This is a genomic window from Streptomyces sp. NPDC096324, from assembly GCF_044763015.1.
Classification (GTDB): Bacteria; Actinomycetota; Actinomycetes; order Streptomycetales; family Streptomycetaceae; genus Streptomyces.
This window is the reverse complement of sequence record NZ_JBIWFK010000001.1, coordinates 615205-636096: the sequence shown is the minus strand read 5'-3', so window position 1 is coordinate 636096 and position 20892 is coordinate 615205. Positions and strand designations below refer to the sequence as shown.

The following is a 20892-nucleotide window of genomic DNA, read 5'->3' as shown; positions in this document are numbered from 1 at the left end:
GATCGACTCCTTGAGGTACGAAGGTCTGCGGGAGCGGTGGGGGTGGGTGCGGGGGTGGTCATCCGGCCGGTGCGCTCCCGTCGTGCCGGGTGGTGGTGGGGTCGTGGCCGGACGCGCGATCGTGGGCTCCTCGCGGTGCCGGTGCGTACGTCGCGCGCGCCACGCCCCGGCGGGCCGGCGGTGTGCCGTCCGCCAGGGGTACGTCGAGGGGGTCGCGGCCGTCGGCGGGGGTGCCCGTGGGCAGGTCCCCTCGGGCCCGGGCGGCGCTGTCGTCGACCGGGGCCTCCGAGCGCGTCCGGTCGGGGAAGGAGGCCGGTGCGGCCGGCCCGGCCGCGGCGGAGGGGACCCGGGACCGCTCCGGCCCCGGCGGGTCCCCCGGCTCCACGTGGGCGGCCTCCGCGAGCCCGATCCCGCGTTGGAAGGCCGCCATGAGTCCCGGGTCGTGCCCGACGTGATGCTCGGTGTCCGGACGGGGCGCCTGTCCTTCGCGCAGTTGCGGTACGAGGTGCTCCTGGGCGCGCCGTTTGGGGAGGCCGGGCTTGCCCATGGTGCCCCGGACGACACCGGCGCGCGGGGTGGGCGGCAGGGCCGCGTTCCCGGCCGCGGTGAGGCGGTCCTCGGGGCGGATGCCGGGCAGTGCCTCCGCGGGGTTGGGCCGTTCGGCGCGGGCGCCGCGCACCGGGAGCGCTCTGGCCCCGCGCGCCCCGGACGGCGCGTCCGTGCCCCGCTCCGGTGTCCGTTCCCGTCGTACGGGCTCGGCCACGGCTTCCCGCGCGAGTTCGCGCGGCGACTGCCGAGGCACCACGGGCGCCGCCGGGCGGCGGCCGGGAAGTGCCGGGAGCTGCGCGGACGGCGTGTGGGCGGGCCCGGGTCCGAGGGCCGGACGGTGCCCGCCGTTCGTCACGTCCGGCGGCGCCTGGGTCAGGGCCGCGTCCTCGACGGCTTCCGGCGCCGAGCCCAGCAGGTCCTGCGGGACCACGAGGACGGCCTGGACACCGCCGTAGATGTTGCTCTGGAGCCGTACGTGGATGCCGTGCCGGCGGGCGAGCTGCGAGACGACGAACAGGCCGATGCGCCCGTCCTGGAGCAGGCCGGCGACATTGACCTGGTCGGGGTCGGCGAGCAGGGCGTTCATCCGGTCCTGCTCGGCGGCCTGCATGCCGAGGCCGCGGTCCTCCACCTCGATGGCCAGGCCCGAGGTGACGAGGTCGACCCGCAGCAGCACCTGGGTGTGCGGGGCGGAGAACACGGTGGCGTTCTCGACGAGTTCGGCGAGCAGGTGGATGACGTCGGCGACGGCGTGGCCGCGCAGGGTGCCCTCGATCGGGGGCACGAGCCTGACCCGCGAGTACTGCTCGACCTCGGCGATCGCGGAGCGCAGCACCTCGGTCATGGAGACGGGATTGCTCCACTGACGGCGTGAGACGGCGCCGCCGAGCACGGCCAGGTTCTCGGCGTGGCGCCGGATGCGCGTGGCCAGGTGGTCGACGTGGAAGAGGCCTTTGAGGAGGTCCGGGTCCTCGATCTCGTTCTCCAGCTCGTCGAGGATGGAGATCTCGCGGTGCACGAGGGACTGGAGGCGCCGGGCCAGATTGACGAAGACCTCGACCTTCTGGTCGCTGCCGGTCCTGCTGGAGAGCTGCGCGGCCTGCACGACGGCCGCGACGGCGCCGTCGTGGGCGCGCGAGAGGTCGGCGGCGAGCAGCTCGAAGTCGTCGGCGTCCGCGGGCGGGCGGCGGCGCTTCTTGCGCGCGGGCGGGTCCTCGCCGCGGCGCAGCCCCTCCACGACGGCGCGCAGGTCGGTCTCGGTGCGGGCGCTCGTGCGGCGCAGGGCTCCTATGCGTTCCCGTACGGAGGTGGCGGCGCGGTCGGCGGCCACGGCGGCGATCAGGATGCCGGCCAGGGCCACGCCCACCGCTCCGGCGAGGACGGCCCACAGGACGGGGCCGGGCCGGGCGCCGGTGGAGCGGACGGTGAACAGGACGGCGGCGCACGCGCTGAGGGCCACGGCGGTCGGCGGCAGGACCGCGAGGCGCAGGAGCTGGTGCCGCAGGTGCGTCTCGGGCGGCGCGAGGGTGGCGCGGGCGGCCGGCCGGCCATGCCGCCCGCCCTCGCGGCGGTCTGCGCGTGCGGCCGGTGCGCGGAGGTGAGACATCGGCGTCCTCGTACTGGATGCGTCGGGGGCGTGGAGCTCCCGCGGTTCCGCGACTCGGGCGTGTGCCGTCGCGGTGCCGGTCGAGAGAGCCGAAAAAAACGGCCCTGCGTCGCCCGTCGGCAACTGACAGTAGTCGCCAACGCATCAGGTGTGGTGGGCTGTTGACAAACTCCCTCAGGTAGCGTCCCGCTCTGGTATGAGGCCTCGTACGGCTGACCGATAACCCCGTCGGACACGCGTTCGCGCCGGGCCCTGGATCCGATCAGAGCTGGTCGGAAGCGGTCGCAAGCAAACAGCGAGGGCCGGGGAGCGTCGCGCTCCCCGGCCCTCGCCTCCGATCGGTGGATCAGCCCGCGGGCACCGTTTCGGGCTCCCCGGTGCCTTCCGTCGAGTCGTCGGCGATGTCACCCGGCGTATCGATCACGGCCTCCTCGACGGCCGGCCAGCCGCCCTTCGGCGCACGCGCCACACCGCGCCACCACGGCTCGGAGGGGACGGTCTCGGCGGTGGGCTCGAAGGGCTCTCCGGGGCGGGGCAGCGCTACGCGCGCTCCGACCGCGCGGGCGGCGGCCAGCGTGCCCTCGCCCGGGTCGGCCCAGGCGTGGGTGGAGAGGTTGAACGTCCCCCAGTGGATCGGCAGCATCACTCCGGAGGGCACCCCGCCCTGGAGGTCCAGGTGGGAGCGCATCCCCTCCTGGGGCGTCATGTGGATGTCGGGCCAGAAGTCGCTGTACGCGCCGATCTGGATCATCGTGGCGTCGAACGGGCCGTGGGTGGCGCCGATGTCCTTGAAGCCCTGGAAGTAGCCGGTGTCGCCGCTGTGGTAGATCCGGTGCTCGTCGCCCTCGGCGACCCAGGAGGCCCACAGGGTGTGCTGGGTGTTGCGCAGGCCGCGCCCGCAGAAGTGGCGCGCCGGTGTCGCCGTCAGGGTGATCCCGCCGACCTTGGTCGACTCGTGCCAGTCCAGCTCGCGGATCCGCTCGGCCGCGATGCCCCAGTGCTCCAGGTGGGCCCCGACGCCCAGCGGTACGGCGAACACCGTGTCCGTGCCGCCCAGGGCCTTGATCGTGGGCATGTCGAGGTGGTCGTAGTGGTCGTGCGAGATCACCACGACGTCGACCGGGCCGAGCGCGGCGAGCGGCAGCGGAACCGGGTGCAGCCGCTTGGGGCCGGCGAAGGCGAAGGGGGAACAGCGCTCGCCCCAGACCGGGTCGAACAGCACGCGGTGGCCGTCGATCTCGGCGAGGACGCTGGAGTGCCCCATCCAGGTGAGCCGCAGTCCGGTCGCGGCGGGCCTGGCCAGGTCGGCGAGTGTCGTCGCGTGGACGGGCACGGTCCCGGCCGGGGAACGGTGGGCGCGCTCCTCGCTGCGGAAGTAGACCTTCGCGAACTCCACCATCGAGCCGTCGGGGCGGGTACGGGCGGTCTCCGGGTTCTGGAACACTCCGTCCGCGAAGTTCGGCGAGTTGCGGATGCGCCGCATGCGCGCACCAGCCGGATCCGCGCCGAAGGCGGCGGGCCGCAGCGCGCGGAGCCCGGAGCTCAGGGTACGGAAACCGGTCACGGATACCTCCAGATGGAGTCGGTCAGACTTTCATTATGGTCGTCGCCTCTGACAGCGCCGGGTCACCCGGTCACAACGCGATGTCCGTGACCCTCGTTCCGTAGGTGCCAACCCCGCCGCACCCCCGCTTCTTCCGCTCCGGGGAGGCGTTCTGGGCGCCGCCGTGCCCACGGCGACGCCGGTCCGGCGCGTTGACACGACCCCGCACGCCTTCCGATACTGACTCGTGATTCAGTAGAGACCGCGCGCGTCCCGGTGGCCCGGGAGCGGCGCCAAGGCCCGTCCACGTCTGGAGACACCGTGTCCGACCTCCCCGCCGAACCGGCCAGGGCCGAGGGCGCCTCGTACGCCGCCGGGCGTTCCGCCGCCGTCGCCATCGCCGTCGCCGTGGCCGTGGCCGTGGCGGGGAGCGTGTGATGGGCGAGACGCTCACCGGCGGCGAGGCCCTCGTCCGCGCCCTGTCCGGACACGGCGTGACCCGCGCCTTCGGCATTCCCGGCACGCACAACCTGGAGATCTACCGCCACCTGTCCGCGTACGGCGTCCGGCACGTTCTGACGCGCCACGAACAGGGCGCCGGATACGCCGCCGACGGCTACGCGCGCGTGACCGGGCGTCCCGGTGTCGTGATCACCACGACCGGACCCGCCCTGCTGAACGCGGCGGCCGCCGTCGGCCAGGCCTACTCCGACAGCGTGCCGCTGCTCGTCGTCTCCCCCGGGATGCCCCTGCGCCACCCCCGGCTCGCGACCGGCCTGCTGCACGAGACGCGCAGTCAGACGGAGGCCCTGCGGGGCGTGGCCGCGTTCAGCCACCGCGTGTCCTCGGTCGCCGAGATCGACGCGGCGGTGGCACGCGCCTTCACCCTGTTCCGCACCGGCCGGCCGCGCCCCGCGCACATCGAGATCCCCCTCGATCTGCTGGAGGCCGCCGAAGAGACGGCTCCCGCGCGCATCGCCCCTCCCGTCCTTCCCCTCGCTCCGGCGCCGCTCGCCGTGGAGCGGGCCGCCGAGGCGCTGCGCGAGGCACGTCGTCCGGCGCTCGTGCTCGGCGGCGGAGCACGCGGCGCGGCCGCCCCGGGCCTGGCCCTCGCCGAGAGGCTCGGCGCTCCCGTCGTCACCACGGCCAACGGCAAGGGCATCGTCGCGGAGACCCATCCGCTGGCCGTCGGCGTGTCGCTGCACAGCCCCGCGGTCCGGGACTGGCTGGCGGAGCGCGACGCCGTACTCGCCGTGGGCACCGAACTCGCCGAGTCCGATTTCTGGTCCGCGCCGCCCGCCCTGAACGGCACGCTGATCCGCGTGGACATCGACCCGGACCAGATGTACGCGGGTCCGGCCGCGGACGTCGCGGTCGTGGGCGACGCGCTGCCGTCCCTGACGGCGCTGCTCGCCGCTCTCCGGGAACCGGACGGTACGAGCCGGCACGCCCGCGTGCCGGGCGCCGTCGAGGGACGGCGTGGCGAACGCCCGCACGCACGCGTGCCCGACGAGGACCCCGTCCGGCGGGCGGCGGCACTGCGGGCCGCGCGGAACGCCGAGACCGCCGGGCGCGACGCGCGCTGGATCCCCTACCTGCGGGCGATCCGTTCCGTCCTCCCCGAGGACGCCGTGATCACCTCGGACAGCGCCCAGTGCTGCTACTACGGAGCGCTCCCCCACCTCACGCTCGGCCCCGTGGGCCGCTATCTTCACCCGACCGGCTACGGCACCCTCGGCTACGCTCTGCCCGCGGCGATCGGAGCCAAGGCGGCGTGCCCCGGCCGCGAGGTCGTGGCACTCAGCGGGGACGGCGGCCTCCAGTTCACCGTGCAGGAACTGGCGACCGCGGTACAGCTCCGCCTCCCGCTGCCCGTCGTGGTCTTCGACAACGGCGGCTACGGGGAGATCCGTGACGAGATGGCCGCCCGGGGCGACACGCCCACGGCCGTCGACCTCGCCCCGGTCGACCTGCCCGCCCTGGCCCGCGCCTACGGAGGACAGGGCACGCACGCGTACAGCCCGGAGGAGCTGGGCGCCGCGCTCGCCGAGGCGCTGCGCACCCCCGGCCCCACCCTGATCGCCGTCCCCGAGGAGACCCGATGACCGCCGCCCCCCTGATGACGCTCACCTGGACGGATCATGTCACCGGCCGTCCGGGGTTCCTCGTCGTCGACCGTCTCGTGCGGGGCGTCTCCAGCGGCGGTCTGCGGATGCGGCCCGGCTGCACGCTGGAGGAGGTCACCGGGCTCGCCCGCGGCATGACCATGAAAGAGGCGCTGCACTACAACCCCGAGGGCCGGTACATCCCGCTGGGCGGGGCCAAGGGCGGGATCGACTGCGATCCCCAGGACCCGGCGGCGTACGGACTGCTGGTGCGCTATCTGCGCGCCATGCGGCCCTACATCGAGAGCTTCTGGACCACCGGCGAGGATCTCGGGCTCAGCCAGGACCTGGTCGACCGGGCCGCCGCGGAGGCGGGCCTCGTCTCGTCGATCCAGGCCGTGTACCCGCTGCTCGACGACGAGGCGGCGGCCCGGCGGCGGCTCGCGGACGCCTTCTCGGTCGAGGTGGACGGCATCGGCCTCGACGAACTGGTCGGCGGCTGCGGGGTCGCCGAGTCGGCGCTCGCCGCGCTGGACCGGGCCGGTACCCCGTACGCGGGAACGCGCGTCGCCGTGCAGGGACTCGGCACCATGGGCGGGGCCACCGCGCGCTTCCTCGCACGGGCGGGACTCAAGGTCGTGGCCGTCGCCGACATCAAGGGAACCATCGCGAACCCGGACGGCCTCGACATCGAGGCACTGCTCGCGGCACGGGACGCGTACGGGACGGTCGACCGCGCGGTGCTGCGCCCGGACGACCGCGAACTCCCCGGTGACGCCTGGCTGTCCGCCGATGCCGAGGTACTGGTGCCCGCCGCGGTCTCGTACGCGATCGACACGGCGAACCAGCGGGAGATCACGGCCCGTTGGATCGTCGAGGCCGCCAACATGCCCGTCCTCGCGGACGCGGAGGAACTGCTCGCCGCGCGCGGGATCACCGTCCTGCCGGACGTCGTGGTCAACTCCGGTACGAACGCGTGGTGGTGGTGGACCCTGTTCGGCGACATCGGCGCCGACGCGGACGAGGCGTTCGCCCACACCCGGCGCTCCATGCGCGCCCTGATCGACCGGACGCTCGCGCGCGCGGAGGCCGACGGCACGACCCCGCGGGCCGCCGCCCACGCCATCGTCACCGACCGGCTCCCGGTCATCGCGGAGCGGTTCGGCTGGTACCGCTGAGGACCCGGTCACGACGAGCGGCGCGCTCGCGTGACCCGTGCCTGTGAGGATCGTGACGCGTATCCACGAGGAGGGCCGTGTCAAGGCCGACCACGGGATCGCCGACCGGCGGCGGGCGGGGCCGGCCGGAGTCCGCGGAAGCCGCTCCGGGACGCCGCCGCTCCCGCGGGGCCTCCGGCGAAAGGGCTGTGTAGGGTTGCCGCGTGGCGAGAGTCCGGTTGAGTGTGGCGGAGCGGCGTGAGGAGTTGCTGCGGGCCGCCGTCGAACAGATCGAGGCGCGGGGCGTCGCGGCGGTACGGATCGCCGACGTGGCCTCGACCCTCGGCGTGAGCAACGCGCTGGTGCTCTACCACTTCTCGACGAAGGAGAAGCTGGTCGCCGCCGCGTTCACCCACGCCGCCGAGGACGACCTCGCCCATCTGCGCAAGCTGCTCGGCCGCCGCACGACGGCGCTGCGCCGCCTTCGTGCCGCCGTGCGCTGGTACGCCCCGACCGGGCAGGCCAAGGGCTGGCGCCTGTGGATCGAGGGCTGGGCGGTCGCTCTGCGGGAGCCCGCGCTGTGTGAGGTCACCCGTGACCTCGACCGGCAGTGGAAGGCCGCCATGACCGAGGTGATCGCGGAGGGTGTGGCCGCCGGCGAGTTCCGTTGCCCGGACCCCACGAGCGCGGTCCTCAGACTCACGGCGCTGCTGGACGGCTTGGCGGTCCAGATGACCGCGTACTCCGGAGCGGTGTCGCGGGCACGCACCCAGGAATGGGCCGACGAGGCCCTCGCCCGCGAACTGGGCCTGGAACGCGCCGCGTTGATGGCAGCGGTGCGCTGACGCTCACGCGGGGGCGGGACAGAGGCGGAACGCAATGAACCGACCCGGATCACGCGCTCCGGCCCTGGCCCCCGACCCGGCCACGGGTCACGGCCCACCCCGGCCCAGCCTCGACCCCGGCCGGATCCCGCCCGAGCGCGCGCGGCGCCCCTGAACACCATGGGCTGACCCGACCGCGGCGACGGCACGCGGTCCCGTCCGGGCTCGCCGACCTAGTCGGTCCCGTCCGGCCGAGCCGGGCCGCCGCCAAAGAGCGTGACGCCCACCGAACCGGGACCGTCGGCAGGGCCGGTGGCGCTCAGGCCACCGATTCGATGCGCAGCTTGATGTCGTCCGGGGACAGGGCTCCCTTGGCCGAGACGTGATCGCCCGAGGACTCCCCGCGCAGTCGCCGTCCGATCCACGGGACCAGGTACTCGCGCGCCCACTGGATGTTGTCGCGGCGCACCTCCAGCGTGCCGCGCGGCGGGAGGGGCGGCCAGGGCTGGTCCGGGTCGGCCGGGACCTCGAGGCCGAGCACCTGTCCGGCCCGGAGCGCCACCCGGGTGTGCCCCTCGGGCGAGAGGTGCAGCCGGTCGCCGTCCCAGGCCCGCCGGTCCTGGACCGTCTTCAGGGACCAGAGGTCGAGCACGGGACAGCCGTAGCGGTCCGCTATGGCCCGCACATGTCCGTTGTAGGTGGCGATCTTGCCGCGCAGATGCTTGAGCACGGGAACGTCACGGGTGTCGAAGCCGGTCGTCACCATGACGGTGCCGACGGCGGAGGTGAGGTCGGCGATCGCGCGCTCGAAGCGCTCCGCGACCTCGTCGGGGTCGGTGCCGGGGCGGATGATGTCGTTGCCGCCGGCGCAGAACGAGACCAGGTCCGGGCCGAGTTCCTTCGCCCTCTGGAGCTGGGACTCGACGATCTGGTCGAGCAGTTTGCCGCGCACGGCGAGATTGGTGTAGTCGAAATCGCCCTCGGGCCTGCGGTCCGCGAGAAGTACCGCGAACCGGTCGGCCCAGCCGACGAAGGCTCCGTCGGGCCCAGGGTCGCCGACGCCCTCGGTGAAGCTGTCCCCCACCGCCACGTACGACCCGATCACTGATCTCTTGTCACTCTTCGAATCGTCTGCCACATCAAGCATGATTCACCTTTTGATGTGAGCTACGCGACCGTAGGGAAGGGTTGACGGACGGTGAGATAAGCCACTCGCCAAGCATTGGTCAACTCTGGAATAGGGCCCGCGCCAAGGATGTTGACGCAGCGATCGACCCGAGGCCGCGCCACGGGAACACCGAAGGCCGGACCCAGGGGATCATGGGGTCCGGCCTTCGGAGATCTTCCTGCCGTCAGGAGCAGGAGGAGCAGGGGCGTCAGCCCACGGCGACACCGTGCGAGCGCAGGTACGCGACCGGGTCGATGTCGGAGCCGTAGTCCGGCGTGGTGCGGATCTCGAAGTGCAGGTGCGGTCCGGTCACGTTGCCGGTCGCACCGGAGAGGCCTATCTGCTGCCCCTCGGTCACGGTCTGCCCCGCCGAGACGGACAGCGACGACATGTGGGCGTACTGGGAGTACTTGCCGTCGGCGTGCTGGATGACGACCTGGTTGCCGTAGGCGCCGCCCCAGCCCGCGGAGACGACGGTGCCCGCCGCGATGGACTTGAGCGTGGTGCCGGTCGGGACCACGAAGTCGACGCCCGTGTGGTAGCCGCTGGACCACATGCTGCCCGCCACCTTGTAACCGGTGCCGACGCTGCTGCTGTCGACCGGCAGGGTGTAGCCGGAGGAGCTGTTGGTGGAGGCGGAGTCGGACGCGGCCGTGTCGGACGCGGCCGGAGTCGCCTGGGCGGGCTTCGCCGAGGTGGTCGCCTTGGCGGACGACTGCGTCGCCGCGTGGGCGGCGGAGGCGGCCTTCTTGCCGAGCGACAGCTTCAGACCGGGGTGGATCAGCGACGGGTCGCTGCCGATCGCGGAGCGGTTGTCCGCGTAGATCTTCTTCCAGCCGCCGCCGACGTTCTGCTCGTCGGCGATCTTCGAGAGGTAGTCACCGCGCTTCACCGCGTACGTCTTGAACGTGCCGGTCTTGGCGGACTTCTCGGCGGGGGCGGCGGTCGCGGCCTTCTCTACGTGGTGCGCGACGGCGGTGGCCGGCGTCGCGGCCTGGGCGCCCGTGGCTCCCATCAGCGGCAGCGCGAGTGCGGCGCCACCGGTTCCGGCCACGGCGATCGAGCGGGTGAAACGGAGGGACTTGGGACGGCGGTGCTTACCCTTCGCGGGCATGACGAATTCCTCTCCGGCGCCTGCGGGGTGAGCTGTCGGGTGCGGGCTGGAGATGCCCGGCCGCTTCTGCGCGGCTGTACCCCTAGCCTGTTCCGGAGACCGGACCAGGCACGGAACCTGTGGGTCCCCCGCTCCTGCCGTGTACGGGTGAGTGTGCGGATTCCGGGCGGCGGCAGGATTGGGCGTCCGTCCGGATTGAGGCAGAACGTAAGCGAGATGAGAGCGCGTCGACAACTATGGGCGGTTTCTGTGCGCTCGCCTTTCTTGATCCATGCGGAAATCACCGTCACCCTCCGTGGAGTGACGATCTTCCGGACCTCTCAACCCGCCCGTAGCTTCTGGTGGGTTGGGAAATGAGGACGGCAACGCATCGTCACGAATATGACGCTCCTCACGCGACTCGCCCCAGGGTCCCCTATTCCAGGGCCAGTTGTAACGAAGGCGCCTATTCGGACAGAAGGGTCAGATGCGACGCGGGCGGATATCCGGCACATCCGAAATCTCCGCGCGAGACGGCACACAAAAGACACACCCTCAATGCGGCATTTCGTCTCAATTGACCCGCAAGCCCCGCGCGACGGGAAGGGCACCACCGACCCGGGGGTCGACCCCGAGCACCCATCGAACGACTATTCGATTCAATGGGGCTGTAGAGGGTCGCTTCCAGGGGTTTCCGTGCGCGAGAAGGCCGCCTGTGGACAACTCATTGCCCGAGGAACCCATGTCGTATCGTCGACAGCGCAAGCCGGTACAACTGCCGACGAGCGGCGCCGAGTCCAGCCCGGCGACGCCGGCGGCCGAATGGGAGGAGCCCCCGTGACGCAGCAGGTCCCGTCGACCGAGCCCGAGCTCGGCGGAGTGCGGAACTTCCGCGACGTGGGCGGGCTGCCCACCGCGGACGGCCGGAGAGTGCGCCACGGGCAGCTGTTCCGCAGCGGCCACCTCGCGCACGCCACGGAGGAGGACGCCGCGTTCCTCACCTCCCTGGGGCTCCACACGATCTTCGACTTCCGCAACGCCGCGGACCAGAAGCTGGAGGGCCCGGACGTCGAGCTGCCGGGTGTGCGGAACGTGAACCTCCCGCTGAGCGACCCGGCCGACGGCAGCGAGTTCTGGAAGATGGTCCGCGACGGAGACATCGACCAGCTTCGCGGGCTCCTCGGCGACGGCAAGGCCGCGAACCGGATGATCAACTCGTACCGCACGATCATCAGCGAGCGCACGGCCGAGCACGCCCAGGTGCTGCACTCCCTGGCCGACGACAGCGTGCCCGCGCTGATGCACTGCGCGGCGGGCAAGGACCGCGCCGGGCTGTCCATCGCGGTCACCCTGCTCGCCCTCGGCGTCGAGCGCGAGGCGATCGTGACCGACTACCTGGAGTCGAACGCCGCGCACCGCCGTTACAAGGTCCACCGCAACGGCTCCTCGGCCGGTGCCTACTCCCCCGAGGTCATGGAACTGCTCAGCCCGCTGTTCGACGCGCGCGCCGAGTACCTGACAGCCGCCTTCGACACGATCGAGGAGAAGTGGGGCAGCGTCGAGGTCTACCTGGAGCAGGGGCTGGGGCTCACGCCGGAGCTCCGGGAGCGCCTGCGCGCGCGGCTCCTGGACTGACCCGGAGCCACGCTCACCGGCCGGGCCTACTGGTTCTGCGCGCCCAGCGTGAAGAGCAGGTAGATGAAGGCCGCGAACAGGTGGCCGACGGCGACGTAGATGATCAGCCGCACCCACAGGGCGCGCGGGAACCTGTCCTCCATGGACCGGCGGCGGGGTTCTGTGGGTTCGGTCATGACGTCTCTCCCGGGGTGGGGTGGCCCGTCGCCGGGCCGAGGCACAGCGCGGCGACGGGGCTCTGCAGCAGGGTGTGTACGAAGAGGAGATCGGCTCCGTCGCGCTCGGCGGCGGCGATGCGGTGCGGGGTCAGCGAGTCGAAGTGGGCGCTGTCTCCCGGCGCGAGGACGTGCGCGGTGTCCCCGAGGCGCAGACTGAGCCGCCCCTCGAGGACGTACAGCCACTCCTCGCCCGGGTGGACGCGCACGATGTCACCCTGGGAACCGTAGGGGACGTGCACGCGCAGGGCCTGCATGCCGCGGCCCGCGGAGCCCGCCTGCCAGTAGGTCCAGCCGCCCGCCGGGGCCGGTTCCATGTCGGCGGCCCGTACGACCGCGTCACGGTCGGGGACCGCCTCGCCGAGCAGTTCGGAGACCGTCGTACCGTAGACACGGGCCAGCGTGAGCAGCATCGGCAGCGAGGGCTGGCGTTGTCCGGTCTCCAGCCGGGACAGATGGGCCGGCGAGAGTGCGGCGGCTCGGGCGGCGGCCTCCAGCGTGAGGGAGGCCGCGCGACGCAGGGCGCGGAGCCGGGGCGCCACGGCGTGCAGCTCGGCGGACGGCTCTTCGGCCGCCCCTGGATCGGCAGGGCTCATGGAACCATTGAGCCAAACAATTGCCCCTGGGGCAATTTTCTTGCCCCAGAGGCAAAGAACCTCAGCGGTTCGCCACCGCCTGCTTCACCAGTGTCTTCCCGAAGTCCCACATCAGCCCGCCGCCGTTGTGCGCGTCCTCCATCACCGCGGTGAAGGCCTCCACGAACCGGTCGACGTCGCGCTCGTCGATGACCAGCGGCGGGATCAGTTTGATCACCTCCAGGTGGTCGCCGGAGACCTGGGTGAGGATGCGGTGCCGCTGGAGCAGCGGCACGACGACCATCTGCGCGAACAGCCCCTTGCGCGCGGCCTGGAGCATGGTCCAGCGGCTGCGCAGCTTGAGCGACGCGGGCCGCCCGAACTCGATGCCGATCATCAGTCCCCGCCCGCGCACCTCGCTGAGCAGTTCGTAGCGGTCGACCAGGGCCGCCAGCCGGGACTTCAGCAGCTCTCCGGTGACACGCGCGTTCGCGACGATCTGCTCGTTCTCCATCACGGAGAGCACCGCGAGACCCGCCGCCATGGCCTGCGCGTTGGAGCCGAAGCTCGCGGAGTGCACGAGGACCCGGTCCATGGAGGAGTAGACCTTCTTGAAGATCCAGTCCTTGCCGAGGGTCGCGCCCACCGGCACATAGCCGCCGGAGAGCGCCTTGGCGACACACACCAGGTCCGGTTCGACGCCCTCCTCGTGCTGGTAGGCGTAGAAGTCCCCGGTCCGGCCGAGGCCGGTCTGCACCTCGTCCGCGATGAGCAGCGCCTTGTGCCGGTGCAGCAGTTCCTGGGCGGCGCGCAGATATCCCGGCGGGGACTCGTGGACGCCCTTGCCCTGGATCGGCTCGACGATGAGCGCGGCGACGTCGCCCTTCTTCAGCTCCCTGGCCAGGGCGTCGAGATCGCCGAGCGGGACGGCGGTGTCGGGCAGCAGGGGCGCGAAACCGTCGCGGAAGCCGTCCTCGCCGTTCACCGACAGGGAACCGGTGGTCAGCCCGTGGAAGGCGTGGGCGCAGTACAGGATCCTCGGCCTGCCGGTGGCGTACCGGGCGAACTTCAGCGCGGTCTCGACGGCCTCCGTGCCGCTGTTGCCGAAGAACACCCGGTCCAGGTGCGGGCTGTGGGTGAGCAGCCGCTCCGCGAGCAGGCCCGGCAGCGGCTGGCAGTCGAAGCGGGTGAGGTCGGCGAGCGAGGCGTCGAGGACGTCGTGGAGCGCCTGCCGGACGACGGGGTGATGGCGGCCGAGGCCCATCACCCCGAAGCCGGCGAGCATGTCGAGGTAGTCGTCGCCCTCGGCGTCCCAGAAGTGCGCGCCCTCGGCCCGTTCGTAGACCTTGTCGAAGCCGATGGTGTGCAGCATGCGCGGGAGCTGGTGGTTCAGGTACTTCGTGTGCAGTTCGTAGCGCTCGGCTCCGCGCTCGGCGAGGAGTGCGCCGAGGTCGAACTCCCCCTTCTGGGCAGGGTCGGTCATTCCTGTTTCTCCTTGGGCGACTCTTTCTCGGCCGGCCGGTCGGCGGCCTCCGTCAGCTCGTACGCGGCCTTGGCCCGCTCGTCCCTGATGGCCAGCCCGGCGCTGATCCGTCCGGCGATCTCCACGGGCGTGAGCCCGATGTCGGCCAGTACCTCGGACCGTTTGGCGTGCGCGAGGAACTGCTCGGGGATGCCGAACCGCCGTACGGGTACGTCGACTTCGGCGTCCCCGAGGGCCAGCGCGACGGCGGCGCCGACGCCCGAGGCCCGGCTGTTGTCCTCGACGACCGCGACGAGCCGGTGGGCGGCGGCGAGGCGGGGCAGCTCCGGGTCGACGGGCTTGACCCAGCGCGGGTCGACGACGGTGCAGCCGATGCCGCGGGACTCCAGCAGGTCGGCGGTCTGGAGGCAGACCGGGGCCATGACGCCGACCGCGACGAGCAGGACCTCGGGGCGCTCGCCCCGGTGCAGGACGTCGAGCCCGCCCACCCGGTCCACGGCGGGGATGTCCGGACCGACGGACTCCTTCGGGAAGCGGATCAGGGTCGGCGCGTCGTCCACCGCCACCGCCTCCCTGAGCTGGGCCTTGAGCTGGTCGGCGTCGCGCGGCGCGGCGATCCTGAGACCGGGGACGACCTGGAGGATCGACATGTCCCACATGCCGTTGTGCGAGGCGCCGTCGACGCCGGTGATCCCCGCCCGGTCGAGGACGAAGGTCACACCGCAGCGGTGCAGCGCGACGTCCATGAGGAGCTGGTCGAAGGCCCGGTTGAGGAAGGTGGCGTACACGGCGACGACGGGATGCAGGCCGCCGGTCGCGAGTCCGGCCGCGGACACCGTGGCGTGCTGCTCGGCGATGCCGACGTCCCACACCCGGTCGGGGAATCTCTCGGCGAACTTCCCGAGCCCGACCGGATGCAGCATGGCCGCCGTGATGGCCACGACGTCCGCGCGCTCCTCGCCGATCCGGACGATCTCGTCGCCGAACACGGAGGTCCAGGAGGGGCCGTTGGACGGTGCGAGGGGTTCGCAGGTGAGGGGGTTCATCACCCCGACGGTGTGGAAGTGGTCCTCCTCGTGCGCGAGCGCGGGTTCGTAGCCGCGCCCCTTCTCCGTCAGACAGTGGATGAGCACGGGCCCGTGGAAGCGTTTGGCGCGGCGCAGCGCGGACTCCACGGCTCCCACGTCGTGACCGTCGATGGGGCCGACGTACTTGAGCCCGAGGTCCTCGAACATGCCCTGCGGTGCGAAGGCGTCCTTGAAGCCCTTCTTCGCGCCGTGCAGCGATTCGTAGATGGTGTTGCCGACGAGGGGGGTGCGCAGCAGGACCTGCTTGCCCCAGGCGAGGACCTGCTCGTAGCTGTCGGTGGTGCGCAGGGTCGCGAGGTGGTTCGCGAGGCCGCCGATGGTGGGCGCGTACGAGCGTTCGTTGTCGTTGACGACGATGATCAGGGGTCGGTCCTTGGCCGCGGCGATGTTGTTCAGCGCCTCCCACGCCATGCCGCCGGTCAGCGCGCCGTCGCCGATGACCGCGACGACGTGACCCTTCTCGCCCTGCACCTGGCGGGCCTTGGCGAGCCCGTCCGCCCAGCCGAGCGCCGTGGAGGCGTGGCTGTTCTCGATGACGTCGTGCTCGGACTCCTCGCGGGAGGGATAGCCGGAGAGGCCGCCCTTGCCGCGCAGCTTGGAGAAGTCCTGACGCCCTGTCAGCAATTTGTGTACGTAGCTCTGATGGCCGGTGTCCCACAGGATGCGGTCGAAGGGCGACTCGAAGACCCGGTGGAGGGCGATGGACAGCTCCACCACTCCCAGATTGGGTCCGAGGTGACCGCCGGTCCTGGCGACCGCGTGCACCAGGAACTCCCTCACCTCTTCGGCCAGTTCACCGATTTCCGCCTCGGACAGCGCCTTCAGGTCGCGTGGTCCCCGGATGTTCTCCAGAATCGTCACGTCGGGCCCCCTCTCGGTCCGTGCTGATCAGCTCACGGTGACGGCCGGTGCCCCGGACGCGACGCCGTCGTTCTCCATCTGCTCGGCGATCTTCATCGCCTCGTCGATGAGGGTCTCGACGATCTTCGACTCGGGGACGGTCTTGATGACCTCGCCCCGGACGAAGATCTGCCCCTTGCCGTTGCCGGAGGCGACCCCCAGATCCGCCTCCCGCGCCTCGCCGGGGCCGTTGACGACACAGCCCATGACGGCGACGCGGAGCGGGACCTCCATGCCCTCCAGGCCGGCGGTGACCTCGTCGGCGAGCTTGTACACGTCGACCTGGGCGCGCCCGCAGGACGGACAGGAGACGATCTCCAGGCGCCGCTGCCGCAGTCCGAGCGACTCCAGGATCTGGATGCCGACCTTGCACTCCTCGGCGGGTGGCGCGCTCAGCGAGACCCGGATGGTGTCGCCGATGCCCTCGGAGAGCAGCGCCCCGAACGCCACGGCCGACTTGATGGTGCCCTGGAACGCCGGCCCCGCCTCGGTCACGCCGAGGTGCAGCGGGTAGTCGCAGGCGGCGGCGAGCTGCCGGTAGGCGTTGACCATGACGACCGGGTCGTTGTGCTTGACCGAGATCTTGATGTCACGGAAGCCGTGCTCCTCGAAGAGCGACGCCTCCCACAGCGCCGACTCCACGAGCGCCTCGGGCGTCGCCCTGCCGTACTTCAGGAGCAGCCGCTTGTCGAGGGAGCCCGCGTTGACACCGATGCGGATCGGGATCCCGGCGTCGCTCGCGGCCCGCGCGATCTCCTTCACCTTGTCGTCGAACTGCTTGATGTTGCCGGGGTTGACGCGGACGGCCGCGCAGCCGGCGTCGATCGCGGCGAACACGTACTTCGGCTGGAAGTGGATGTCCGCGATCACCGGGATCTGCGACTTCCTGGCGATGGTCGCGAGCGCGTCCGCGTCGTCCTGCGTGGGGCAGGCGACCCGGACGATCTGGCAGCCGGAGGCGGTCAGTTCCGCGATCTGCTGAAGTGTGGCGCCGACGTCCGAGGTCCGGGTCGTGGTCATCGACTGGACGGACACGGGCGCCCCGCCACCGACCGCCACCGGTCCGACCTGGATGCGCCGCGACACACGGCGCTCCGCGATCGGCCGGACCGGTACCTCGGGGAGGCCCAGGGAAACGGCGGTCATGAGGTCACCCGCGGCTTTCCGTGAAGGTCTCGCGGGCGGCCCGGATGGATTCCTTGAGGGAGCCCATGGTGGCGAGGACGGCGGTCGGCTCGTAGCCGCAGTGGGCCATGCAGTTGGCGCACCTCTCGTCCCTGCCGCGGCCGTAGGAGTCCCAGTCGGTCTCCTCCAGGAGCTGCTTGTACGTCTGCACGTAGCCGTCGCTCATCAGGTAGCAGGGCCGCTGCCAGCCGAAGAGGGAGTAGCTGGGGATCGCCCACGCGGTGCACGGGAAGTCGACCTTGCCCTCCAGGAAGTCCAGGAAGAGCGGACTCTGGTTCAGCCTCCAGCGGCGCCGGTTGCCACCCGCGAAGGCCTTCTTGAACAGCTCCCGGGTCTGCTGGACACCGAGGAAGTGCTCCTGGTCGGGCGCCTTCTCGTAGGCGTAGGCGGGCGAGAGCATCATCTCGTCGACCTTGAGGTCGTCGTTGAGGTAGTTCAGCACCTCGATGACGGTCTGCGGGGTGTCGGTGTTGAAGAAGGTCGAGTTCGTCGTGACGCGGAAGCCGCGGCGCTTGGCCTCCTTGATCGCCTCGACGGCCTCGTCGAAGACGCCTTCCTTGGCGACGGACTCGTCGTGCCGCTCCCGCAGCCCGTCGATGTGGACGGCCCAGGCGAAGTACGGCGAGGGCTTGAACTTGTCCATCTTCTTGCGCATCAGCATCGCGTTGGTGCAGAGGAAGACGAACTTCTTCTTCGCCACCAACTGCCGCACGATCTCGTCGATCTGAGGGTGCATCAGCGGCTCGCCGCCGGCGATGGACACCATCGGCGCACCGGATTCGAGGACCGCGCCCACCGCCTGGGCGACCGGCATGCGCTGCTTGAGCACACCGGCGGGGTGCTGGATCTTGCCGCAGCCCTCGCACGCGAGGTTGCACGCGAAGAGCGGCTCCAGTTCGACGAGCAGGGCGAACTTGTCCCGCTTCCGGAGCTTCTGTTCAAACAGGTACGCAGCGACCTTCATGGACTGCCGAAGCGGCATGGCCATACGGCTCACCTCCGAGGGAGCGACAAAGAACGGTGCCATTCGAAAAAAGCGGGAAGCACGGCACGAAGAACGCGGAAGGCTGATATTCCACCGCGAAACGTGCCGATTCGGACGAGTTCATGTTCTGGAGCATCCACGACCACCCGGACGGCCGCAACGGGACGGATCCCCGAGCGGACCGCGCCGAGCAGCGTCGCCGCCGACTCCATGTCGACGGCGATGGCGCCGGTGGCGAGCAGATCGGCCCGCTCGTGGCCCCGGACCACATGATCGGAGCCGGTGAGCGGCCCGGTGTGGACGGTGCGGCCCGGCACGGCGCGGGCGAGTTCCTTGACCAGCAGATCCGTGCCCACGCACGGCGTGGCGCCGCCCGGGTCACGGGTCTCCTCGGCGACGACCAGGTCACCGGGGTGCATGCCCGGGGCGAGCCCCGCGCAGAAGCCGGTCGCGAGCACGGCCGCTCCGGACAGCGCCGGGTCGGCCAGCACCCGGGTGACCGACCGGTCGGCGGCCCTGGGGCCCATGCCGGTGCGCAGCACGGTGACCGGCCCGCCGGCGCCGCTCCGGTCTCCGCTGCGCAGGGCGAGGTGCTCGATGCCGAGCGCGCAGGCGATCAGAAGCGGGGCCGGGGCGGACGTCATGACCATCAGCCCCCCTCGGCCGCGGAGAAGGGCTCTCCGTGGACATAGCGGCCCAGCGCGGTGAGGGGGAAGACATGGCGGTAGAGGTGGTAGTTGATCGAGAAGTCCCACGGGAAGCCGGTCCCCGTGAAATACGGCTCGTCCCAGGTGCCGTCGGGAAGCTGTGTCCCGGCGAGCCAGACCACCCCGCGCTCGGTGGCCTTCGACTCGTCCTCCCCCGCGGCGAGCAGGGCGAGCAGGGCCCAGCCGGTCTGCGAGGCGGTCGAGGCCCCGCGTCCGCCCCACCCGGCGTTGTCGTCGTAGGAGCGCAGGTCCTCGCCCCAGCCGCCGTCGTCGTTCTGCACGGACTCCAGCCAGGCCACCGCCCGGCGGATCGCCGGGTGCGAGCCGGGCAGTCCCGCCGCCACGAGCGCCGGGACCACCGACCCTGTTCCGTAGATGTAGTTGACCCCCCAGCGCCCGAACCAGGAGCCGTTCGGCTCCTGATGGGACAGCAGCCACTCGATACCCCGGCGGGTGCGCGGGTCGTGGGTGAGCCCTTCGACGGCCAGCATCTCCACGACGTGTGCCGTCACGTCAGCGGAGGGCGGGTCGATCACCTCCCCGAAGTCGCAGAACGGCAGCCGGTTGGGGAAGGCGCTGGTGTTGTCGACGTCGAACGCGCCCCAGCCGCCGTCCTTGGACTGCATGCCGAGATTCCAGCGGACCCCGCGTCCGATGGCGTTCTCGACGCGGTCCGGGTCGTGATGCCGGACGCGACGCAGCGCGAGGACGACCTCCGCGGTGTCGTCGATGTCGGGGTAGTTGTCGTTGTGGAACTCGAACGCCCAGCCACCCGGCGGCAGTTGGGGCCGCTTCACCGACCAGTCGCCGGGCCGGACGATCTCCTCGCCGAGCATCCAGTCCACGGCCTTGACGAGTTGCGGGTGATCGGCGGGCACTCCCGCGTCGGCCAGCGCGATGGTGGCGAGGCACGTGTCCCACACCGGCGACTGACAGGCCTCGATCATCCGGGCGCCGTCGTCGCGCCACACGGCGAAACGGTCTAGCGAGGCCAGGCCCTCGCGCATCACCGGGTGTTCGAGGTCGTAGCCGAGCAGATGCAGCGCGATGACCGAGTAGACCGCGGGCGGCTGGATGCCTCCCCAGCAGCCGTCGTTCTCCTGGCGCTCGATGATCCAGCGGCCGGCCGTGTTCATCGCCGCCCTGCGCAGCGCGCGCGGCGCGACCTTGCGGTACTGGTGCAGGGCCCTGTCCAGGCGCTGGAAGACGCCGTCCCAACTGGTCACCGGAGCAAGGGGCCTGACCGGGTTGGGGCGGTCCGCGTCGGCGTGCAGCTCGTCGAGCGGGAACGGCGCGGGCCGCACCGGACGCGTCGCCGAGACGATGGTGAGCGGCACGATGGTCTGCCGCGCCCAGCACCCGAAGTCGTAGATGTTCAGGGGCATCCACTTGGGGAAGTAGATGAGCTCCGGCGGGAGTTCGGGGAGGTCGTCCCACTTCCACCAGCCGAACAGGGCGAGCCAGATCCGGGTGAAGACACGGGCCGCGGCGATGCCGCCGCGCTCGCGGATCCACGCGGCGGCCCGCGCCATGTGCGGGGCCTGGGGGTCGTCCCCGGCCAGCCGCAGCGCGACGTACGCCTCGATGGTGGTGGAGATCTCGCCCGGGCCTCCGTAGAACGAGGCCCAGGTGCCGTCCTCGCGCTGCTCGCCGCGGATGAACAGCGCCGCGCCGCGGGTGGTCGGCTCGTCGCGGATGCCCAGGAACTGGCGGAGCAGGAGATCCTCGGCGTCCATGGTGACGTTCGTCTCGAGGTCGCCCTTCCACCAGCCCTGGGCGTCCTGCCGGGCGAGCAGGAAGTCCGTGGCGCGCTCCATGGCGCGCGTGGCGGCGTCTCGGGTCTCGACTGTCCCGGCCGCCTCGGGAGTCGTCTCGCGTACGGTCTCGTTGGCCGAGGCAGCGCGGGGAGGAAGTGCCCCGGTGCTTCCGTCGGTCGTCGCTGTCATGGCTTCCCCTTCGTGCAGTGGTGTGTCTCTGCTGTGGGTCCGCCGTCGGCCGGTGCGTTCGTTCGGATGGATATCCCTCCGCTCGAACGAGGTTCGAAGCTTGGGGAAGGCACCGGCCGGCGACTACG

General features: G+C 71.6%; 16 protein-coding genes and 1 riboswitch. Of the genes, 4 read left to right on the top strand and 12 right to left on the bottom strand.

Translation table 11 applies throughout. The features are described 5' to 3' along the window. Nucleotides 1-58 precede the first annotated feature (58 nt). Together ACIQ7M_RS02700 and ACIQ7M_RS02695 are read right to left on the bottom strand one after the other, a co-directional pair. Nucleotides 59-2155, bottom strand: coding sequence for an ATP-binding protein (locus ACIQ7M_RS02700; protein WP_403638927.1), 2097 nt, complete (start codon nt 2153-2155; stop codon nt 59-61). A gap of 346 nt (nt 2156-2501) precedes the next feature. After that, the gene (locus tag ACIQ7M_RS02695) at nt 2502-3719 is read right to left on the bottom strand and encodes an MBL fold metallo-hydrolase (protein WP_355769622.1); all 1218 of its coding nucleotides are present in this window, start codon (nt 3717-3719) and stop codon (nt 2502-2504) included. A gap of 416 nt (nt 3720-4135) precedes the next feature. On the opposite strand from ACIQ7M_RS02695, the gene ACIQ7M_RS02690 reads away from it, so the two are divergent. The 3 genes from ACIQ7M_RS02690 to ACIQ7M_RS02680 all read left to right on the top strand — a co-directional run bounded on the left by ACIQ7M_RS02690 (nt 4136) and on the right by ACIQ7M_RS02680 (nt 7805). After that, complete coding sequence (locus tag ACIQ7M_RS02690; protein WP_403638925.1) at nt 4136-5803, top strand: 5-guanidino-2-oxopentanoate decarboxylase; 1668 nt, start codon at nt 4136-4138, stop codon at nt 5801-5803. Then, a complete protein-coding gene (locus ACIQ7M_RS02685; protein ID WP_403638923.1) occupies nt 5800-6981 on the top strand; it encodes a Glu/Leu/Phe/Val dehydrogenase dimerization domain-containing protein in 1182 nt (393 codons plus the stop codon). Before ACIQ7M_RS02690 ends, ACIQ7M_RS02685 begins: the two co-directional genes overlap by 4 nt. A 203-nt stretch (nt 6982-7184) precedes the next feature. Next, the gene (locus ACIQ7M_RS02680; protein ID WP_355769615.1) at nt 7185-7805 is read left to right on the top strand and encodes a TetR family transcriptional regulator C-terminal domain-containing protein; all 621 of its coding nucleotides are present in this window, start codon (nt 7185-7187) and stop codon (nt 7803-7805) included. Between the two features lie 298 nt (nt 7806-8103). Here the strand turns inward: ACIQ7M_RS02680 and ACIQ7M_RS02675 are convergent, their stop codons facing one another. Together ACIQ7M_RS02675 and ACIQ7M_RS02670 are read right to left on the bottom strand one after the other, a co-directional pair. Continuing rightward, nucleotides 8104-8889 carry an SGNH/GDSL hydrolase family protein gene (locus tag ACIQ7M_RS02675; RefSeq protein WP_384793168.1) on the bottom strand — a complete coding sequence of 262 codons (786 nt, stop codon included), beginning with the start codon at nt 8887-8889 and terminating at the stop codon, nt 8104-8106. A gap of 271 nt (nt 8890-9160) precedes the next feature. Then, nucleotides 9161-10066, bottom strand: a complete 906-nt coding sequence (locus ACIQ7M_RS02670) for a peptidoglycan DD-metalloendopeptidase family protein (protein ID WP_403638921.1) — start codon at nt 10064-10066, stop codon at nt 9161-9163. Nucleotides 10067-10070: 4 nt separating this feature from the next. After that, nucleotides 10071-10226: riboswitch (cyclic di-AMP (ydaO/yuaA leader) on the bottom strand. 656 nt (nt 10227-10882) lie between these two features. Here ACIQ7M_RS02670 and ACIQ7M_RS02665 point away from each other — a divergent pair. Further along, nucleotides 10883-11680 (top strand): tyrosine-protein phosphatase, encoded by a 798-nt coding sequence (locus tag ACIQ7M_RS02665; RefSeq protein ID WP_355765620.1) that lies wholly within the window; start codon nt 10883-10885, stop codon nt 11678-11680. A 26-nt stretch (nt 11681-11706) separates the two neighbouring features. On the opposite strand, the gene ACIQ7M_RS02660 is transcribed toward ACIQ7M_RS02665, so the two are convergent. The 8 genes from ACIQ7M_RS02660 to shc form a co-directional block, all read right to left on the bottom strand. Continuing rightward, nucleotides 11707-11823, bottom strand: a complete 117-nt coding sequence (locus tag ACIQ7M_RS02660; protein ID WP_037618597.1) for a DUF6126 family protein — start codon at nt 11821-11823, stop codon at nt 11707-11709. A gap of 29 nt (nt 11824-11852) precedes the next feature. Beyond that, nucleotides 11853-12491 carry a helix-turn-helix domain-containing protein gene (locus ACIQ7M_RS02655; RefSeq protein WP_403638919.1) on the bottom strand — a complete coding sequence of 213 codons (639 nt, stop codon included), beginning with the start codon at nt 12489-12491 and terminating at the stop codon, nt 11853-11855. A 61-nt stretch (nt 12492-12552) separates the two neighbouring features. After that, complete coding sequence (locus ACIQ7M_RS02650; protein WP_386984842.1) at nt 12553-13953, bottom strand: aspartate aminotransferase family protein; 1401 nt, start codon at nt 13951-13953, stop codon at nt 12553-12555. Further along, the gene (dxs, locus tag ACIQ7M_RS02645; RefSeq protein ID WP_403638917.1) at nt 13950-15902 is read right to left on the bottom strand and encodes a 1-deoxy-D-xylulose-5-phosphate synthase; all 1953 of its coding nucleotides are present in this window, start codon (nt 15900-15902) and stop codon (nt 13950-13952) included. Before dxs ends, ACIQ7M_RS02650 begins: the two co-directional genes overlap by 4 nt. A 27-nt stretch (nt 15903-15929) precedes the next feature. Beyond that, nucleotides 15930-17087, bottom strand: coding sequence for a flavodoxin-dependent (E)-4-hydroxy-3-methylbut-2-enyl-diphosphate synthase (gene ispG / locus ACIQ7M_RS02640; protein ID WP_355765634.1), 1158 nt, complete (start codon nt 17085-17087; stop codon nt 15930-15932). 4 nt (nt 17088-17091) lie between these two features. Next, complete coding sequence (gene hpnH, locus ACIQ7M_RS02635) at nt 17092-18114, bottom strand: adenosyl-hopene transferase HpnH (RefSeq protein WP_355765637.1); 1023 nt, start codon at nt 18112-18114, stop codon at nt 17092-17094. A gap of 5 nt (nt 18115-18119) precedes the next feature. Then, nucleotides 18120-18761 carry a 1-hydroxy-2-methyl-2-butenyl 4-diphosphate reductase gene (locus tag ACIQ7M_RS02630; RefSeq protein ID WP_403638914.1) on the bottom strand — a complete coding sequence of 214 codons (642 nt, stop codon included), beginning with the start codon at nt 18759-18761 and terminating at the stop codon, nt 18120-18122. Next, on the bottom strand, nt 18761-20764 hold the full coding sequence (gene shc, locus ACIQ7M_RS02625) for a squalene--hopene cyclase (RefSeq protein WP_403638912.1): 2004 nt from the start codon (nt 20762-20764) through the stop codon (nt 18761-18763). The genes ACIQ7M_RS02630 and shc overlap by 1 nt, the downstream gene beginning before the upstream one ends. Between the last annotated feature and the right edge of the window lie 128 nt (nt 20765-20892).

Bases quoted from the DNA above. Each gene is read 5' to 3' on its own strand.
- ACIQ7M_RS02700 (WP_403638927.1), bottom strand. From the start codon at position 2,155: ATGTCTCACCTCCGCGCACCGGCCGCACGCGCAGACCGCCGCGAGGGC.
- ACIQ7M_RS02690 (WP_403638925.1), top strand. From the start codon at position 4,136: ATGGGCGAGACGCTCACCGGCGGCGAGGCCCTCGTCCGCGCCCTGTCC.
- ACIQ7M_RS02685 (WP_403638923.1), top strand. From the start codon at position 5,800: ATGACCGCCGCCCCCCTGATGACGCTCACCTGGACGGATCATGTCACC.
- ACIQ7M_RS02670 (WP_403638921.1), bottom strand. From the start codon at position 10,066: ATGCCCGCGAAGGGTAAGCACCGCCGTCCCAAGTCCCTCCGTTTCACC.
- ACIQ7M_RS02660 (WP_037618597.1), bottom strand. From the start codon at position 11,823: ATGGAGGACAGGTTCCCGCGCGCCCTGTGGGTGCGGCTGATCATCTAC.
- ACIQ7M_RS02655 (WP_403638919.1), bottom strand. From the start codon at position 12,491: ATGAGCCCTGCCGATCCAGGGGCGGCCGAAGAGCCGTCCGCCGAGCTG.
- ACIQ7M_RS02650 (WP_386984842.1), bottom strand. From the start codon at position 13,953: ATGACCGACCCTGCCCAGAAGGGGGAGTTCGACCTCGGCGCACTCCTC.
- ispG (WP_355765634.1), bottom strand. From the start codon at position 17,087: ATGACCGCCGTTTCCCTGGGCCTCCCCGAGGTACCGGTCCGGCCGATC.
- hpnH (WP_355765637.1), bottom strand. From the start codon at position 18,114: ATGGCCATGCCGCTTCGGCAGTCCATGAAGGTCGCTGCGTACCTGTTT.
- ACIQ7M_RS02630 (WP_403638914.1), bottom strand. From the start codon at position 18,761: ATGGTCATGACGTCCGCCCCGGCCCCGCTTCTGATCGCCTGCGCGCTC.
- shc (WP_403638912.1), bottom strand. From the start codon at position 20,764: ATGACAGCGACGACCGACGGAAGCACCGGGGCACTTCCTCCCCGCGCT.